This is a genomic window from Streptomyces sp. NPDC060232 (assembly GCF_042726555.1).
Classification (GTDB): Bacteria; Actinomycetota; Actinomycetes; order Streptomycetales; family Streptomycetaceae; genus Streptomyces.
In genome coordinates this window covers 19,995-35,754 of record NZ_JBHXAG010000037.1, presented here as the reverse complement: position 1 = coordinate 35,754, position 15,760 = coordinate 19,995, and the positions used below count along the sequence as shown (strand labels likewise).

Sequence of the window (15,760 nt, the reverse complement as noted above, 5' to 3'; positions counted from 1 at the left end):
CGTCCGCAGCCATGGGAGAGTTTTCCTCTGCACACGCAGAAACAGTGACGATCCGCCGTGCCCGCACCCGCGATGTTCCCGCGCTGCGCCGCCTCCTCGACCAGTACGTGCAGCAGCGGATCCTGCTCGACAAAGCACCGGTCGTCCTTTACGAGGACATCCAGGAGTTCTGGGTCGCGGAACGCGACTCCGACGCACAGGTGGTGGGCTGCGGTGCACTCCACGTGATGTGGGAAGACCTCGCCGAAGTGCGCACTCTCGCCGTCGACCGCGACCTGAAGGGCGCCGGCGTCGGCCATCAGGTGCTCCAGCAGTTGTTGAGCACGGCCCGCGCCCTCGGGGTGAGCCGGGTTTTCTGCCTCACCTTCGAAGTCGAGTTCTTCGCGAAGCACGGCTTCGTCGAGATCGGCGAGACCCCGGTCGACACCGATGTCTACATGGAGCTCTTGCGTTCCTATGACGAGGGGGTCGCCGAGTTCCTCGGTCTCGAACGAGTGAAGCCGAACACCTTGGGCAACAGTCGGATGCTTCTGCACCTCTGATCGATGGCCCCAGCTTTTCCGGCGCTCCGCCCACCTGTGGCCTATGTCCGAATCGCGCACGTTTCCCGCCTCGTTGCGGTCTCGAACCTCTCCCGGGGGGTTTGTGTTTTCCACGCAAAAGCGGTTTCCTTTCCGCGTACTGCTTTTCGATGAAAGGAAATCCCGGTGGCACAGAAGGTTCAGGTCCTTCTTGTCGACGACCTCGACGGTGGCGAGGCGGACGAGACGGTGACGTTCGCTCTGGATGGCAAGACCTACGAGATCGACCTCACCACCGCCAACGCTGAAAAGCTCCGCGGTCTGCTCGACCCGTACACCAAGGGCGGCCGCCGCACCGGTGGCCGTGCCACCGCGGCCCGCGCCAAGGGCCGCGCCGCCACGGCGACCGGCAACCCGGACACCGCCGAGATCCGCGCGTGGGCCAAGCAGAACGGCTACAACGTGAACGACCGCGGCCGCGTCCCGGCCGAGATCCGTGAGGCCTACGAGAAGGCCAAGGGCTGACGGACCCCGTTCGTACGCCGCCCCAGCCGCGCCCGGTGGCATTCCGTCGCCGCCGCCGCGACCAGGCGTACGAGATCGGGCCCGTGAGCGGGCCCTGCGGCCCGCCCGGGACCGGGCAGGGCCGGCAGCAGCCCCTCACACCCCTGCTCGGGGGGTCGTAGCCACACGGCGGCCCCCCGAGGGCTTCCGCCCAGGGGCAGCCCCGGGGGAGCCGGGGCGGTGATCCGCCCGCCCGCACCCAGGGCGGCCAGATCCAGGGCGACCCCGCCCCACTCCAGCCAGTCGAGCAGCCCGTCGAGCTCCTCTGCGCTCCCGGGGGCCACCAGGAACCGCATCCGGCGCCCCATCACGGCCACCGGACCCGTGGCGACGGGCCGGCGCAACAGGGCCGTACCGGCGTCCGACGGCAGCTCCAGCACGTCGAAGTCGATCCCGGTGACGAGCTGGACCGGCGGCCCGCCCGTGACGGTCCAGCCGAGCACCCTCCTGTACCAGGCGGCGTACGCGTCCTCCTCGGGCGCGACGCGGGGAGACGGGACGGTCGGCAGGACGGTTGCGGCCATGCCCGGAGCAACTGCAGAAACGCTTCGGGGTTACGGTGGATGTGACGCTCCGCACTCAAGGATGTGCGGAACGTAAACTTCCATGGTGGCCGAGTCCCACATTCGGGACGGAACTCTGTTCGCCCTCAGCGGAGGGAACCGGCGTCACGGGCATGGAGTGTCAGCCCTTACGGGTAAGACATTCCTAGTGGATCGGGGCGACACGCTGATTTGACCGGCTTCCGTTCGCCGTCGGCGTACACGCATGACGGGTATCTGCCTGGCCTGCGGGAACATCGTCTCGCACCATCGAGTTGGAGCAGTTGTCGGCTCTTCAAGCCGGTTTTCCCGCTGACGCAGGGGTGAGCCGTGGACGGATGTCGGCAGTTGGAATGAGCTGTCCCGCCCCACGGGACTAGCATGCGGAAGGACAGGGCGGGGACCGACCCCGAACTGCCCGACCGCTCTGAGGAGCGATAAACGATGTTCGAGAGGTTCACCGACCGCGCGCGGCGGGTTGTCGTCCTGGCTCAGGAAGAAGCCCGGATGCTCAACCACAACTACATCGGCACCGAGCACATCCTCCTGGGCTTGATCCACGAGGGTGAGGGTGTCGCCGCTAAGGCCCTGGAGAGCCTCGGGATTTCGCTCGAGGCTGTTCGCCAGCAGGTTGAGGAGATCATCGGCCAGGGCCAGCAGGCCCCGTCCGGCCACATCCCCTTCACCCCGCGGGCGAAGAAGGTCCTGGAGCTTTCGCTCCGAGAGGCCCTCCAGCTCGGCCACAACTACATCGGCACCGAGCACATCCTGCTCGGCCTGATCCGCGAGGGCGAGGGCGTCGCCGCCCAGGTCCTCGTGAAGCTGGGCGCCGATCTCAACCGAGTCCGGCAGCAGGTCATCCAGCTGCTCTCCGGCTACACCGGCGGGGGCAAGGAGTCGGCCACGGCCGGCGGCCCGGCCGAGGGCACGCCCTCGACCTCGCTCGTCCTGGACCAGTTCGGCCGCAACCTCACCCAGGCGGCCCGCGAATCCAAGCTCGACCCGGTCATCGGGCGCGAGAAGGAGATCGAGCGGGTCATGCAGGTGCTGTCCCGCCGTACCAAGAACAACCCGGTCCTCATCGGCGAGCCCGGCGTCGGCAAGACCGCCGTCGTCGAGGGCCTGGCGCAGGCGATTGTCAAGGGCGAGGTCCCCGAGACCCTCAAGGACAAGCACCTCTACACGCTTGACCTCGGCGCCCTGGTCGCCGGTTCCCGCTACCGCGGTGACTTCGAGGAGCGCCTGAAGAAGGTGCTCAAGGAGATCCGCACCCGCGGCGACATCATCCTGTTCATCGACGAGCTCCACACCCTCGTGGGTGCGGGCGCCGCCGAGGGCGCGATCGACGCCGCCAGCATCCTCAAGCCCATGCTGGCCCGTGGTGAGCTCCAGACCATCGGTGCCACGACGCTCGACGAGTACCGCAAGCACCTTGAGAAGGATGCGGCCCTTGAGCGCCGCTTCCAGCCGATCCAGGTGGCGGAGCCTTCCCTCCCCCACACGATCGAGATCCTCAAGGGCCTGCGCGACCGCTACGAGGCCCACCACCGCGTCTCCATCACGGACGAGGCCCTCGTCCAGGCGGCGACGCTGGCCGACCGGTACATCTCGGACCGCTTCCTCCCGGACAAGGCGATCGACCTGATCGACGAGGCCGGCTCCCGGATGCGCATCCGCCGGATGACCGCGCCGCCGGACCTCCGCGAGTTCGACGAGAAGATCGCGGCCGTCCGCCGGGACAAGGAGTCGGCCATCGACTCCCAGGACTTCGAGAAGGCGGCTTCTCTCCGCGACAAGGAGAAGCAGCTGCTGGCGTCGAAGACCAAGCGCGAGAAGGAATGGAAGGCCGGCGACATGGACGTCGTCGCCGAGGTCGACGGCGAGCTCATCGCCGAGGTCCTCGCGACCGCGACCGGCATTCCCGTCTTCAAGCTCACCGAGGAGGAGTCCTCGCGACTGCTCCGCATGGAGGACGAGCTCCACCGTCGGGTCATCGGCCAGAAGGACGCCATCAAGGCGCTCTCCCAGGCGATCCGCCGTACCCGTGCGGGTCTGAAGGACCCGAAGCGCCCGGGTGGCTCGTTCATCTTCGCCGGCCCGTCCGGTGTCGGTAAGACCGAGCTCTCCAAGACGCTCGCCGAATTCCTCTTCGGCGACGAGGACGCGCTGATCTCCCTCGACATGTCGGAGTTCAGCGAGAAGCACACGGTTTCCCGCCTCTTCGGTTCGCCCCCCGGTTACGTGGGCTACGAAGAGGGCGGCCAGCTCACCGAGAAGGTGCGCCGCAAGCCGTTCTCCGTCGTCCTCTTCGACGAGGTCGAGAAGGCCCACCCGGATATCTTCAATTCCCTTCTCCAGATCCTGGAGGACGGTCGCCTGACCGACTCCCAGGGCCGGGTCGTGGACTTCAAGAACACGGTCATCATCATGACGACCAACCTGGGTACCCGGGACATCTCGAAGGGCTTCAACCTGGGCTTCGCGGCGCAGGGCGACACCAAGACCGGCTACGACCGGATGAAGGCGAAGGTCAACGAAGAGCTCAAGCAGCACTTCCGGCCCGAGTTCCTGAACCGTGTCGACGACACGGTCGTCTTCCACCAGCTCACCGAGGAAGACATCATCCAGATCGTCGACCTGATGATCGCGAAGGTCGACGAGCGCCTCAAGGACCGCGACATGGGCATCGAGCTGAGCGGTGACGCCAAGCTCCTGCTCGCCAAGCACGGCTACGACCCGATCATGGGTGCCCGGCCGCTGCGCCGGACCATCCAGCGCGAGATCGAGGACGTGCTGTCGGAGAAGATCCTCTTCGGCGAGCTGCGCCCCGGTCACATCGTGGTCGTCGGCACGGAGGGTGAGGGCGAGGAAGCCAAGTTCACCTTCCGCGGCGAGGAGAAGTCGGCCCTGCCCGACCTCCCCCCGATCGAGGCCACGGGCTCCGGCCCGGACCTGTCGAAGGGCGCGTAACGCGTAGGTGCGACTGAGCACCGCAAGGGGCGGCCCCGGAACCTCACGGTTCCGGGGCCGCCCCTTTTCCCGTGGGACTACTGCTCGTACGCCGTGCTGTGCAGCTCGATCTCGGCGTCGGGGTACCGCTGCGCCAGCCGTTCCTCCAGCCGGGGCGGCAGCTCCTCCTCCCCGTACAGCCGCAGGGTCCGCAGCGACGGCAGCCGGACGTGTTCGACGAGACCCTCCAGTACCTCGTCCGGTACGGCGAGCTCCTCCAGCTGTTCGAGCCGCGACAGCTCCACCCAGTCCGCCGGCCCGGCCGGCCGCCAGCGGTATCCGAGGTTCAGGACGCGTAGCCCCGTGTGCCGGCCGAGGCCGGTCACGTCGATCGTCGGAGCGTTCAGGCGCAGGATCTCCATGCCCGCCCCGGGCGGCAGACTGCCGGCCGACCAGTGCAGCGATGTGGACAGCTCCAGCGCGTGCAGGCGGGTCCAGCTCGATATGACGTCGTGCAGCCCTGGGGTGGACGCGTAGAGACGGGCCACCCGCAGAGGCAGACCGCGCAAACCCGTCACATCGGTGTCCCGGCCGCACCTCATGACCTCCAGCTCCGCCAGCGAGGTCTGCCCGCGCAGGAAGTCCAGGTCGCGGAGTTCTCTGAGGTTGAGGCTCATGCACGCCACCTGAACGCGGGAGCAGAGCTCGGAAACGGCCCGGTAGGAGACCTCCTCGACGAAGAACAGCCCGGGGTGCCGCTCGAAGGCGGGCAGGGCGTCGGCCTCTTCGTCGGTGCCGATCCGCAGGACCGGGGCGGGGTCGAGGCGTGCGATGACCGCACGGGCGTACTCCCGGGTGTCGAAACGGACCCACAGCGAGACGAGGGCTGCACGGACCCGGTCCGAAGCCGAGGCGCGGAAGCCGGCCAGGTAGGGGATCGCCAGGTCCGAGAGGGTCTCGCCGGCTGCCGTGACGGCCATCAGGGCCTCGTGCTCGTCGGCTGTCGCCGGGTCGGCCAGCAGCTCCAGCACCAGCGGTCCGGTGCGGCCCAGTTCCGCGGCCTCCTGCTCGCTCCGGGGCGGTAGCAGGTGCCGTACGGCCTCCTCGGCCTCGGCGCGCAGGGCAGGATCGAGCTCTGCCGCGTACTGGAGTGAGGCGTAGGCGAGGAGCACGGCCCGGTTGGTGCCCCGGTCCAGCAGGGCCCGGATGATCTCGGTGCGTTCGCGCGGGCGGCCCTGGGCGACCGCCATGCGGATGACGTCCTCCCACTGGTCGTCGTCCGCGTGGAGGGCCAGCTCGTCGACCCCGCCCTCGTCCAGGGCGGCCCGCGCGCCCAGGAAGTCCTGGAAGGTGCGGTGGACGAACTGGACGGTGTCCACCGTGGGGGCGCGCAGCAGACCGGTGCGCTCCAGGAAGTACGCGAACACGGCCCGGGCGTCGCCCAGGACTGCGGCGGCGGGCACTGCGGGCAGCCGTTCGGCGATCAGTGCCTCGGCCCGGGACCGGTCCATCTCGGTGCGGCCGTTGCGGACCAGCCAGTGGGCGAGCCGCTGGAGCAGCTGGAGCTGGGGTTCCTCCGCCAGGTCGGGCCGCCGCAGGCCCCGCTCGCGGTCGCGGCGGTGCAGCAGCATCGACAGGGCGGCCGCGTACAGCTCCTTGCGGCCGGTGGGCAGGAATCCCCGGCGCTCGCGGTGCAGGGCGCAGATCAGACCGCACAGCAGCGGATTGGTGGCGAGGCGGGCCAGGTCGGGTTTGGTGCGTACGGAGTCCTGGAGCAGGTCGGCGTACCCCTCGGGGACGGCTGCGGCGGTGTGCCAGCGCTCGATGAAGGCCCGGACGTTCGCCGGGCTCATCGGGTCCAGGGTGACCTCGGTGAAGGCCTCGCCCGAGAGCCAGTCCCGCCGGACCGCAGAGGGGCGGGAGGTCACCAGCCAGCGGTTGCCGGGATAGGCGGTGATCAGGTCGGCGAGCCAGTCCCGGGCGCCTTCCCGTTCGTCCTCGGGGATCTCGTCGATGCCGTCGACCAGCAGCAGGGCCCGCTTGTCGCGCATCACGCGGCTCTCCCATCCCTCGGGGGCCTCCCCGGCCAGCGGGGTCCCGGCGAGGAGGTCGCGGGGCGCGGGCAGTCGCTCGCCGTGCCGGGTCAGGGTGCGCAGGGGGAGGACGTACGGGATGAGCCTGTGGCCGGGGCCCCGTCCCGTGAAGACGGCCAGCCACTGGATGAGCGTCGTCTTGCCCGATCCGGCGTCGCCGCGCAGCAGGACCCGGTCGTGTTCGGCGAAGAGCCGCTCGGCGGGCAGGAATCGCGGCGCGGGGTTCCGTGCGCCCTCGGCCTCGCCTTCTTCGGCGGTCCGGGCCGTAAGGCTCACGTACGCCGCGTCCAGCGGCCAGCGGGAGGATCCCGGTTCCAGGTCCAGGCCGAAGATGGTGAGGGTGGAGTGGCGGCGGGCCACGTAGGCGAGGTAGCGCTCCTCGAAGGCCGTGTCCCGGCCGTCCTGGCGGGGCAGGCGGGTCAGCAGCTCGTCCACCTTCGCGATGGTCTCGGCGTGCAGCCTGCTCTGCTCGACCAGGGTCGCCGCCACGAAGGTGGAGCGCTGGGTGAAGAAGTTCAGGATGTGTAGGCAGGCCAGTTCGACCAGGCGGTCGTGGAACAGTTCGGCGTCCCGGGAGAGTCCGGGGTGCGGGGCGGCGGCCCGGAGCCGGCGGGCGAAGCGCTCGGGGCCGAGGCGGACGGCCTCCACGTCGGAGAGGGTGAGGTCGCCCAGGGCGTGGAGGGTCGCCGCGAGGGCTGCCGCCACCCCGGCCTCTTCGCCGGGCGGGAGCGGCCGCTCGCCGGGGGCCCGCAGGGCCTCGCGCACCAGGCGGTCGGCCAGCTTGCGCAGGTCCGCCGCGTCGAGGTCGCGTTTCTCGCGCCAGGAGACGTAGGAGGAGATGCGCTGTGGGTGGTCGACCAGGCCCGCGCCCGCGCCCTCGGTCCGTAAGAGCTTCTTGATCAGGGGCGCCACGACCGCCGAAGCCAGCCGGATCCCCGCTGCTGTTGCGTCCACGAGCCCGGAGCGTAGTGCCGGTCACATTCGCATGGTCATCAATCGGTGGATCCCGGCCCCGGCCGGTGACAAGCCGCACAGGGCAAATCGGACATACTAGGGGGTTTCGTAGATCAAAAGGGCCCCACTCAACGGCATTAGCCCCTGGAAAATCCCGTCAACGGGACACATCACCCTGGAGTACTTACGAGCCCCGGTAGTAAACGGGGACGTTTGGGGAAGTCCGGGCATTCGGGTTACCAAAGATGAGCCAACCCGGCACATGGCTGAACGTGCCGGGTCACTTCATGCCCGAGACGGGCGTGATCGCCCATATCCCCGGCCCCGGAGGTCTGCTCTATGTCCGCGAAGCGCGTCATCACCCGTTCTACCCGTATCACCGTCGGCGCAACCCTCGGTGCTGTGCTGGCTCTCGGGGCCGGGACGACCGCCGCCTTCGCCGACGCCCCGCAGACGGCTCCCGCCACCGCCACCGCCGACGTCGCCGCAGCGGCGAAGAAGAAGGCCGGCCTCTGGGACAAGCCGCTGGAGAAGTACACGCTGTCCGCGACCTTCGGCAAGGGCGGCAGCATGTGGGCCCGCAAGCACTCGGGCCAGGACTTCGCCGTCCCGGTCGGCACCCCGGTCAAGGCCGCGGCCGCCGGCGTCGTCGTCAAGGCCGGCCCGAACGGCGGCGGCGACGGCCCCGCCTACGGCAACGCCATCGTGATCAAGCACGCGAACAACACGTACTCGCAGTACGCGCACCTGTCGAAGATCCAGGTCAAGGTCGGCCAGAAGGTCTCCGTCAAGCAGCGCATCGCCCTGTCCGGCAACACCGGCAACTCCAGCGGCCCGCACCTGCACTTCGAGATCCGCACCACCCCGAACTACGGCTCGGCCCTCAACCCGGTGGCCTTCCTGCGCACCAACGGCGTCAGCATCTGACCTGCGCCCCCAGGCACCCTGACCGACGCCGACCGGCCCTGTGGCCGGTCGGCGTCGTCGTGTCCGACCGCAGTCCCCGTGTCCGGTCCGGTCCGCCTCAGGTCCGGTCCGCGTCCGGTCAGGTCAGCAGCCAGGCGTGGGTCGGCTTCGGCGCAGGCCCGAGCTTGCCCTCCTTGTACGCCGCGGCCTGCTCCGCCGAGAAGGCCGCGTTGTAGACCTTGATGTTGTGCAGCGCCCCCTGCCACGGGCCCGTCCAGATGTTGTGGTGCTTGGACCGGCCGAGCTGGAGCGGGCCGGGAGCCTGCCAGATGGGCGGCACCTCGGTCTCACCGGCCTTCTTGCCGTCCACGTAGAGGGCGATGTTCTTCTTCTCCGCGTCGTACGTGGCCATCAGCAGGGTCGGCTTCTTGAAAAGGGGGAGCCCCTCGGCGGCGACGGTCCTCGTGGTCGCCGCGGCGCCCTTGTCGCCCGTCTGCACCCGGAAGATCCACGCCTGCTTGCCGTTCACCTCGTTCACGCCGAGCTCGAACGAGAAGGACTCCCCGTCGCCCTGGCTCATGACGATCCGCGAGCCCTTGGTGGCGGAGCTGTAGGCGCGCGCCGTGATCGTGAAGCTCTTGGTGACGTCCACGACGGGCTCGGCGGACTGCCCCCACGAGTTCCCGTTGCCCCTGCCGACCACCTGGAAGCGCTTGCCCAGCGGGCCGACCTTGAGGTCGGAGCCCAGCCGGATGCCCATCGAGCCGTAGCTGTCGCGCAGCAGGGTGTCGTCACCCGCGACGGTGGCCGTGTAGGCGGCCGGCGACTTGGAGTCCTCAGGTTCGGGAGAGGTGGACTGCGAGGGCTGGGCGTTCGTCCCGTCGGGGCCCTCGCTGTCGCCGGCCAGCAGGAAGAACGTTCCACCGCCGGCCAGCAGCGCCAGTACGGTCACCCCGCCGACCAGCGTCCACCGCTTCTTCTTGCGTCGCGCGGCCTCCGAACGGTCGGCCATGGCCTCCCAGTCCGGCTGCTCCGACGCGCCGGGTATCTCCGGACCGGCCAGTCGCGTGAAGCCCGGCTGCGGCGGGCCCGGGGCGGGGGCCGGCTGCCAGGGCTGTCCTTGCGCGTCCTGCTGGTAGGGGTTCGGCTGCTGCCCGGACTGCGGGTAGCCGTAGCCACCGTCCCCGGACGGGTAGCCGTAACCGCTCTGGGCGGGCGGTCCCGGCGGGAACCCGTATCCGCCGCTGCCGTGGGCGGGCTCGGGCTGCGGGCTGCTCGGGGGATTCGTGCCGTCGGTCATGGCAGGGAGCCTAAGACACGCACCCCTGGGCGGGTACGGCCCGGTGCCCCTCCGTCAGCCCTGAGGCGGCTTCAGCACCGGGAAGCTGCCCGTCGCCGTCGGCGCGTGCTCCGGCAGCCACAGCACCGCGACCGCCCCGGCCGCCGAGCCGACGGGCGTGCCCTCCGCCGTCACCGACCGGTCCAGTACACCGGGAGCCGCCACATTGCGGAAGGTCAACCGGGCCCCCAGCACGCGCGCTTGGCCCTCCGCGATGGTCAGCCCCAGCCCGTGCCCCACACCCGCCCGGTCCGTCGAACCGGTACGGAACCGGCTCGGCCCCTCGCGCAGCAGCGCCTCGGGGAAGCCCGGCCCGTGGTCGCGGACCCGTACGACCCGCCCCTCGATGTCGACCTGGATCGGCGGCTGCCCGTACCGGGCGGCGTTGGCGAGCAGGTTGCCCAGGATCCGCTCCAGCCGCCGCGGGTCGGTGCTGACGACCTCGTCCGCGACGATCCGCACGGTCGCCTCCGGCATCAGCACCTTCACCCGCCGGCTCACGAACTCGCCCAAGGCCACGTCCTGGAGCTCCGCCCGCTCCGAGGCGCTGTCCAGCCGGGCCACCTCCAGCACGTCCTCGACGAGGGCGCGCAGCGCCTGAGCCCGGTCCCGGACCAGTTCCGTCGGCCGTCCCGGGGGCAGCAGTTCCGCGGCGGTGAGCAGGCCCGTCACCGGGGTCCGCAGCTCGTGCGCGATGTCCGCGGTCACCCGCTGCTCGGCCTCCAGCCGCTGCTGGAGGGCATCGGCCATGGCGTCCACCGCCCGCGCGAGATCGTCCGTCTCGTCGCGGACGACACCGCCGACCGCGTCCCGCACCCGTACGTCGGGATCCCCGTGGGCGACCCGCTGCGCGGCGGCGGCCGCCTTGCGCAGCCGGCGCGAGATCTGCCCGCCGATGAGCACGCCGAGCGCCGATCCGGCGATGACGGCGGCGAGCCCGCCGATGACGAGGGCCCTGTCCAGGTCGGGGAGCAGGTTGGCGCTCTCCCGGAACGGCGTGTGCAGCGACAGCACCTGCCCGTTGCCGAGCGGCACGGCGGCCCACACCTCGGGCAGCCCGTGCGGACGCTCCTGGATGTAGGTCCCGCGCCGCCCCGACTGCGCCTTCTGCCGCAGCTCGGAGGGCAGTTCGGGGTCGTTGAGCTTGGCCCCCATGGGAGGCTTGCGCCCGGCTTCGGCGCTGCGGGAGATGAACTGCACGCGCTCCAGCTGCACTTCGCGTGCGCTCTCCAGCATCGACACGCGGGCAGCGCTGTGCACCACCAGACTCAGCGCGATCGTGACGAGGGCGCCCACGGCGGCGATGGCGAGTGTGATCTTCCAGCGGATCCCCGTACGGAGGGTGAACCGTCTCATGCCTTGAGTTTGTATCCGAAGCCTCGGACCGTTTCGATCCGGTCCTGTCCGATCTTGGTGCGCAGCCGCTGGACGTGGACGTCCACGACGCGGGTGTCGCCGCCCCAGTCGTAGTCCCAGACCCGCTCCAGGAGCCGGTCGCGGGACAGGACGGTGCCGGGTGCGGAGGAGAACTCCAGCAGCAGCCGCATCTCGGTCGGCGTCAGGGCCACGTTGGCGCCCGATCTGCGGACCTCCATGCCCTCGGTGTCCACCTCCAGGTCGCCGAAGGAGAGCACCCCGCGCTCGCCGTCCGTGCCGTCGGGGGCCCCCGCGGCGCCGTTCTGCGGGCCGCCGGAGTGGTCGAAGCGGCGCAGCACGGCGCGGATCCGGGCGACGAGCACGGAGCCGTCGAAGGGCTTGGTGACGTAGTCGTCGGCGCCCGCCTCCAGGCCCAGCACCACGTCGATGCTGTCGGCGCGCGCCGACAGCATGATCACGGGAACGGTCGACTCGTCGCGGATGCGGCGGCACAGGCTCACGCCGTCCATGCCGGGGACCATCACGTCCAGCAGGGCGATGTCCGGCCGGCGTGCGCGGAAGGACTCCAGGCCGGACAGGCCGTCGGGCATGGCCGTGACCGCGAACCCGTCGCGCTCCAGCGCCAGGGTCGTGGCCTCACGGATGACGTCGTCGTCCTCCACGAACAGGACATGGGTCTCGGCCATGCGCAAGCCTCGCCTCGTTCTTCTTGCTCAGTGCTCAGTTCTTCTGACTCGTGGCAGGGGCCGGCTGGACGCCGCCGTCGACCACGTTGCTGTACTCCGAGTGCACCCGGTCCTGCTCGGTGAACCTCTCCCCGTTCCAGCGGTAGGTGATCACGTCCTCGCCCGACGGATAGGCGAGCGCGTCGCTCTTTTCGTAGACCTGCTTCGTCACCACCAGGTCGCCCCGGTCGATCTCCGCGTAGACGGGCGGCTGTTCGTCCGCGAACACATTCTCGTACGCGGCGCCGTCCGCCCGGTACACGTAGGTGCCGCGGCCCAGGGCGTCGGCGCAGGACAGGACGTTCACGACGATGTCGGCCACCGGGCCGCCGGTGACCTTCCCGTAACTCACGTCCACCGGGTACTCCTTGTCCGTGCAGGGCTTGAGGTCCCGCTTGACGTCGGCGCCGACCTTGGGATCGGCCAGGAGCAGTCTGACCGGGTCGACCTTCTTCAGGGGCGTGCCGGACGGGGAGGCCGACACCGAGGAGGCGTCGTCGGGGGACGAGCCGGACGGTGTGGTCCTGGCGACCGTGTCGCTGCGGGCGGGCCCGCCGTCCCGCAGGCCGGTCCCGCCGGTCGCGCAACCGACCGCGAACACGGCAATGCCGACGAGGACGATGGTCCCCGCCGACACCAGCACCAGACTGCCCCGTCCCCGCAAGGCGGGGGGAGAGCTTCTGCCGTTCAGATCTTGGCCGTTCAGGCCGCGCACCGCTCACGCCCCTCGTACCGCATGGTGTGGTCACCGCGCTCCAGCGCACGCATGTCCAGGTCCCGGCTCTCCAGCTCCTGCCGGAGGCGGGCCAGGGCGCGGTGCAGAGTGCTCTTCACGGTTCCCGCCGACATTCCGAGCGCCGCGGCCGTCTCCTCGGTGCTCATCTGCTCCCAGTGTCGCAGGACGACCACACTGCGCTGCTTGGGCGCGAGCACCTTGAGGATGTCCATCAGCAGCGCGCGGTCGGCGCGCTGGTCGGAGCCGTCCTCGACGGACGCGTCGGGGAGCTGCTCGGTGGGGACCTCTTCGAGCTTGCGGGCGCGCCACCACTCGGTACGGGTGTTGATCATGACCCGGCGGAGGTAGGCGTCGGCCAGGGACTTGTCGGCGATGCCGTCCCAGCGGCCGTACGTGCGCACGAGGGCCGTCTGCAGGAGGTCCTGGGCGTCGGTGGGGTCCGGGACCAGGCGCCGGGCACTGCGCAGGAGGGCGTCCTGCCGGGTGCGTACGTACTCCTCGAACCCGAGTACCTCGCCATGCGCCTGCGCCATTTCAGACCGCCTCCGTTCCCGTCCGACCGCTCCACCGCTGTCTTACGGGGACGACGCTACGGAGGGGTTGTCACGGGCCTGTGCGAGCCAGCCTTCGGTGGGAGCACGGACACCCATAGGTTGTGTAACAGTGCCCGTGAGCTGGGGTTTAGCGGCAACAAGCGGAATGGCTGACTCAGCTTCAGGCGCGGCTACGGGCGGTGGCCGACCGGTGCACGGTCCGTCCCCGAACCGCCCCCGGTCTGCCGCCGCCCTGTCGGTGACCCGTCGGCGGTCACGTCTGCGGTCGGGTCTGCGGTCGGGTCTGCGGTCGGGTCTGCGGGAGCCGGTAGAGGCCGCCGTCGAGGGGTTCCACCAGCCCGTCCGACACCAGCCCGTCGAGCGCACGCGCCCGCTGCACCGGCTCGTTCCACACCGTGTCGAGGACGGCCTGCGGAACGGGCCCCACCGCCTCCCGCAGGACGGCCAGGAGCTTGCCGCGCACCTGCCGGTCGGTCCCCGCGTACGTCTGCCCGCGCCGCGGCGGCCCGTCGTGCGCGGGCTTCCCGGCCAGCCGCCACGCGCACAGCCCGGCCACCGGGCAGCGGGCGCAGTCCGGGCTCTTCGCGGTGCACACGAGCGCGCCGAGCTCCATCGAGGCCGCCGCCCAGCGGGCCGCGGTGGACTCGTCCGCGGGCAGCAGCTCGCGGGCCAGGCGCCGCTCGGCGGCCGTGGTCGCGTTCGGCGGGTACTCGACACCGGTGGCGGCGCGCGCGAAGACCCGCCGCACGTTGGTGTCGAGGACGGCGTGCCGCTGCCCGTACGCGAAGGAGGCCACCGCCGCGGCGGTGTACTCGCCCACCCCGGGCAGCGCGAGGAGCTGCGCGTGCTCCTGCGGTACGTCGCCTCCGTGCCGCTCCGTTATCGCGGCGGCCGCGCCGTGCAGCCGCAGGGCCCGCCGCGGGTAGCCGAGCCGCCCCCAGGCCCGTACGGCCTCACCGGGGGCCTCGGCGGCCAGGTCGGCGGGGCGGGGCCAGCGGGCGAGCCACTGCTCGTAGACCGGCAGGACCCGGCTGACCGGGGTCTGCTGCAGCATGAACTCGCTGACCATGACACCCCAGGGGCCGGCCTCGGGGCGGCGCCAGGGCAGGTCGCGGGCGTGCTGCTCGAACCACGCGATGACGGGGGAGTGCAGCGCGTGGGAGGGGCCGGCGGACGCGTCGGGGGTCAGCTCGCGGGACACGTCCGGGGAAGCGTCGGGGGACACGTCGGGGGAGGAAGAGGGGGATGCAGTCATGGCAGACGGCATCCTGGCACGTTTCGGACCGCGGAGCCGGACTTGGCGTCCGCCTGACCGGGCCCGGTCAGCCAGACGCCCGCCCGCGTCCCGCCCGCCCGCGTCCCGCCGGCCCGCGCCGCACTGACCGGCGGCGCCGGCCGGAGGTGTCCATGGTCACCGAACGTGCCTAAACCGGATTAATCTCCATGTCAGCCCTTTGGCCGGTTCTCACCGCCTCCGCCGGGGCCCGCAAGATGATCATCGGCAAATCGAGCCCGATGCGCGGCATGTGGGGCACTGATCGGGCCGCGAACTCTCGTAAAGTTCCCTCCGTGGGATCTCTGCGCAATCCGGTCGGGCCGCTCCCCTCCTCCATCTACTGGCGACGGAGGGCCGTGCTGGCGTCCGTCGTCGCGCTCCTCGCGCTCCTCGCCGTATGGACCGTCAGTTCCGGTGGGGGGAAGACGACTGCGAACGGCAAGGGCGAGGGCCGCCCCGACCCCGTCACCTCGATCACCCCCGGCCCGCCCGGTACGGGCCCCGCCATCAGCGCCGCCCCCGGCGGGCGCCCCGAGTCCGGGAGCGGTGGGACCGCCGGGTCTGACGGCGGCTCGGGCAAGAACGGCGAACCGGGCGTCGGCGCGGGCCCGGGCGGAAGTTCCGGCTCCGCAGGCAGCGGCGGCGCGGGCGGCCCGGCGGCGGTCCCCGCGGACTCCCCGCTCCCCACGTGCGCCACGAGCGCGCTGCAGTGGGAGGTCAAGAGCGTCAAGAACGAGTACGAGGCGAACGAGAAGCCCCGCTTCGAGCTGATCGCCCGCAACATCTCCGGAACCACCTGCAAGGTTGATCTCGGCCCGAAGCAGGCGGTCCTGACCATCCTTCAGGCGAGCGGCAACAAGGCGGTGTGGTCCTCGGCGGACTGCCCGACGGGCGCGGGCAACGCCTTCTTCCGCCTCCCGGCGCAGGGTGAGACGAAGCACGCGCTGGAGTGGGACCGCAGGTTCAGCGCGGCCGACCAGTGCCAGTCGCCTCCGGCGGGGTTGGCTGCTCCGGACACCTACATGGTCGAAGTCAAGGCCCCCGGCATGCCGGTCGCCCGCACCTCGTTCGTCCTCAAGCAGGACTGAGTTCCTGGCCTCGCCGGCGTTTCAGGGCCCGGGATCCGGGGGCAGCGCCCCCGGGAGCGGCGCGCACGCCGAACGGGCAGCGGACCCAAGCCGGTCGGCCGAGCGAAGCCGCAGGCTGGTGCCGCGCCAGGCAACG

The 15,760-nt window shown here is 70.9% G+C and carries 13 protein-coding genes; 5 read left to right on the top strand and 8 right to left on the bottom strand.

What is annotated here, in order from left to right; translation table 11 throughout:
• The first annotated feature begins 11 nt into the window (after positions 1-11).
• Complete coding sequence (locus ACFWFZ_RS32710; RefSeq protein ID WP_387127365.1) at positions 12-542, top strand: amino-acid N-acetyltransferase; 531 nt, start codon at positions 12-14, stop codon at positions 540-542.
• Positions 543-707: 165 nt separating this feature from the next.
• On the top strand, positions 708-1,046 hold the full coding sequence (locus tag ACFWFZ_RS32705) for an Lsr2 family protein (RefSeq protein ID WP_387127363.1): 339 nt from the start codon (positions 708-710) through the stop codon (positions 1,044-1,046).
• On the opposite strand, the gene ACFWFZ_RS32700 is transcribed toward ACFWFZ_RS32705, so the two are convergent.
• Positions 1,025-1,609: an SCO3374 family protein gene (locus tag ACFWFZ_RS32700; RefSeq protein WP_387127361.1), complete on the bottom strand. Its 585-nt coding sequence runs from the start codon at positions 1,607-1,609 to the stop codon at positions 1,025-1,027. The genes ACFWFZ_RS32705 and ACFWFZ_RS32700 overlap by 22 nt on opposite strands.
• A gap of 462 nt (positions 1,610-2,071) precedes the next feature.
• On the opposite strand from ACFWFZ_RS32700, the gene ACFWFZ_RS32695 reads away from it, so the two are divergent.
• On the top strand, positions 2,072-4,597 hold the full coding sequence (locus tag ACFWFZ_RS32695) for an ATP-dependent Clp protease ATP-binding subunit (protein WP_387127359.1): 2,526 nt from the start codon (positions 2,072-2,074) through the stop codon (positions 4,595-4,597).
• Positions 4,598-4,674: 77 nt separating this feature from the next.
• Here ACFWFZ_RS32695 and ACFWFZ_RS32690 read toward each other — a convergent pair whose 3' ends face one another.
• Positions 4,675-7,623 carry an NACHT domain-containing protein gene (locus tag ACFWFZ_RS32690; RefSeq protein ID WP_387127357.1) on the bottom strand — a complete coding sequence of 983 codons (2,949 nt, stop codon included), beginning with the start codon at positions 7,621-7,623 and terminating at the stop codon, positions 4,675-4,677.
• 339 nt (positions 7,624-7,962) lie between these two features.
• Here ACFWFZ_RS32690 and ACFWFZ_RS32685 point away from each other — a divergent pair, with 339 nt between their 5' ends.
• Positions 7,963-8,550 carry a M23 family metallopeptidase gene (locus ACFWFZ_RS32685; protein WP_387127355.1) on the top strand — a complete coding sequence of 196 codons (588 nt, stop codon included), beginning with the start codon at positions 7,963-7,965 and terminating at the stop codon, positions 8,548-8,550.
• A gap of 118 nt (positions 8,551-8,668) precedes the next feature.
• Here ACFWFZ_RS32685 and ACFWFZ_RS32680 read toward each other — a convergent pair whose 3' ends face one another.
• From ACFWFZ_RS32680 to ACFWFZ_RS32655, 6 genes are all read right to left on the bottom strand, one after another.
• Positions 8,669-9,829 (bottom strand): LamG-like jellyroll fold domain-containing protein, encoded by a 1,161-nt coding sequence (locus ACFWFZ_RS32680; protein WP_387127353.1) that lies wholly within the window; start codon positions 9,827-9,829, stop codon positions 8,669-8,671.
• Between the two features lie 54 nt (positions 9,830-9,883).
• Positions 9,884-11,224, bottom strand: coding sequence for a two-component system sensor histidine kinase CseC (gene cseC, locus ACFWFZ_RS32675; protein ID WP_387127351.1), 1,341 nt, complete (start codon positions 11,222-11,224; stop codon positions 9,884-9,886).
• On the bottom strand, positions 11,221-11,931 hold the full coding sequence (cseB, locus tag ACFWFZ_RS32670; protein WP_387127349.1) for a two-component system response regulator CseB: 711 nt from the start codon (positions 11,929-11,931) through the stop codon (positions 11,221-11,223). The genes cseC and cseB overlap by 4 nt, the downstream gene beginning before the upstream one ends.
• Positions 11,932-11,965: 34 nt before the next feature.
• Positions 11,966-12,607 (bottom strand): hypothetical protein, encoded by a 642-nt coding sequence (locus ACFWFZ_RS32665; protein WP_387127347.1) that lies wholly within the window; start codon positions 12,605-12,607, stop codon positions 11,966-11,968.
• A 65-nt stretch (positions 12,608-12,672) separates the two neighbouring features.
• Positions 12,673-13,239, bottom strand: a complete 567-nt coding sequence (locus ACFWFZ_RS32660; RefSeq protein ID WP_030763752.1) for a SigE family RNA polymerase sigma factor — start codon at positions 13,237-13,239, stop codon at positions 12,673-12,675.
• A 274-nt stretch (positions 13,240-13,513) separates the two neighbouring features.
• Positions 13,514-14,515: an A/G-specific adenine glycosylase gene (locus ACFWFZ_RS32655; RefSeq protein ID WP_387127345.1), complete on the bottom strand. Its 1,002-nt coding sequence runs from the start codon at positions 14,513-14,515 to the stop codon at positions 13,514-13,516.
• A 314-nt stretch (positions 14,516-14,829) separates the two neighbouring features.
• On the opposite strand from ACFWFZ_RS32655, the gene ACFWFZ_RS32650 reads away from it, so the two are divergent.
• The gene (locus ACFWFZ_RS32650) at positions 14,830-15,624 is read left to right on the top strand and encodes a hypothetical protein (RefSeq protein ID WP_387127343.1); all 795 of its coding nucleotides are present in this window, start codon (positions 14,830-14,832) and stop codon (positions 15,622-15,624) included.
• The last annotated feature ends 136 nt before the right edge of the window (positions 15,625-15,760 follow it).

Coding starts and splice junctions, on each gene's coding strand:
- ACFWFZ_RS32655 (WP_387127345.1), bottom strand. CDS start 14,515: ATGACTGCATCCCCCTCTTCCTCCCCCGACGTGTCCCCCGACGCTTCC.
- ACFWFZ_RS32680 (WP_387127353.1), bottom strand. CDS start 9,829: ATGACCGACGGCACGAATCCCCCGAGCAGCCCGCAGCCCGAGCCCGCC.
- ACFWFZ_RS32700 (WP_387127361.1), bottom strand. CDS start 1,609: ATGGCCGCAACCGTCCTGCCGACCGTCCCGTCTCCCCGCGTCGCGCCC.
- ACFWFZ_RS32695 (WP_387127359.1), top strand. CDS start 2,072: ATGTTCGAGAGGTTCACCGACCGCGCGCGGCGGGTTGTCGTCCTGGCT.
- ACFWFZ_RS32660 (WP_030763752.1), bottom strand. CDS start 13,239: ATGGCGCAGGCGCATGGCGAGGTACTCGGGTTCGAGGAGTACGTACGC.
- cseB (WP_387127349.1), bottom strand. CDS start 11,931: ATGGCCGAGACCCATGTCCTGTTCGTGGAGGACGACGACGTCATCCGT.
- ACFWFZ_RS32710 (WP_387127365.1), top strand. CDS start 12: ATGGGAGAGTTTTCCTCTGCACACGCAGAAACAGTGACGATCCGCCGT.
- cseC (WP_387127351.1), bottom strand. CDS start 11,224: ATGAGACGGTTCACCCTCCGTACGGGGATCCGCTGGAAGATCACACTC.
- ACFWFZ_RS32685 (WP_387127355.1), top strand. CDS start 7,963: ATGTCCGCGAAGCGCGTCATCACCCGTTCTACCCGTATCACCGTCGGC.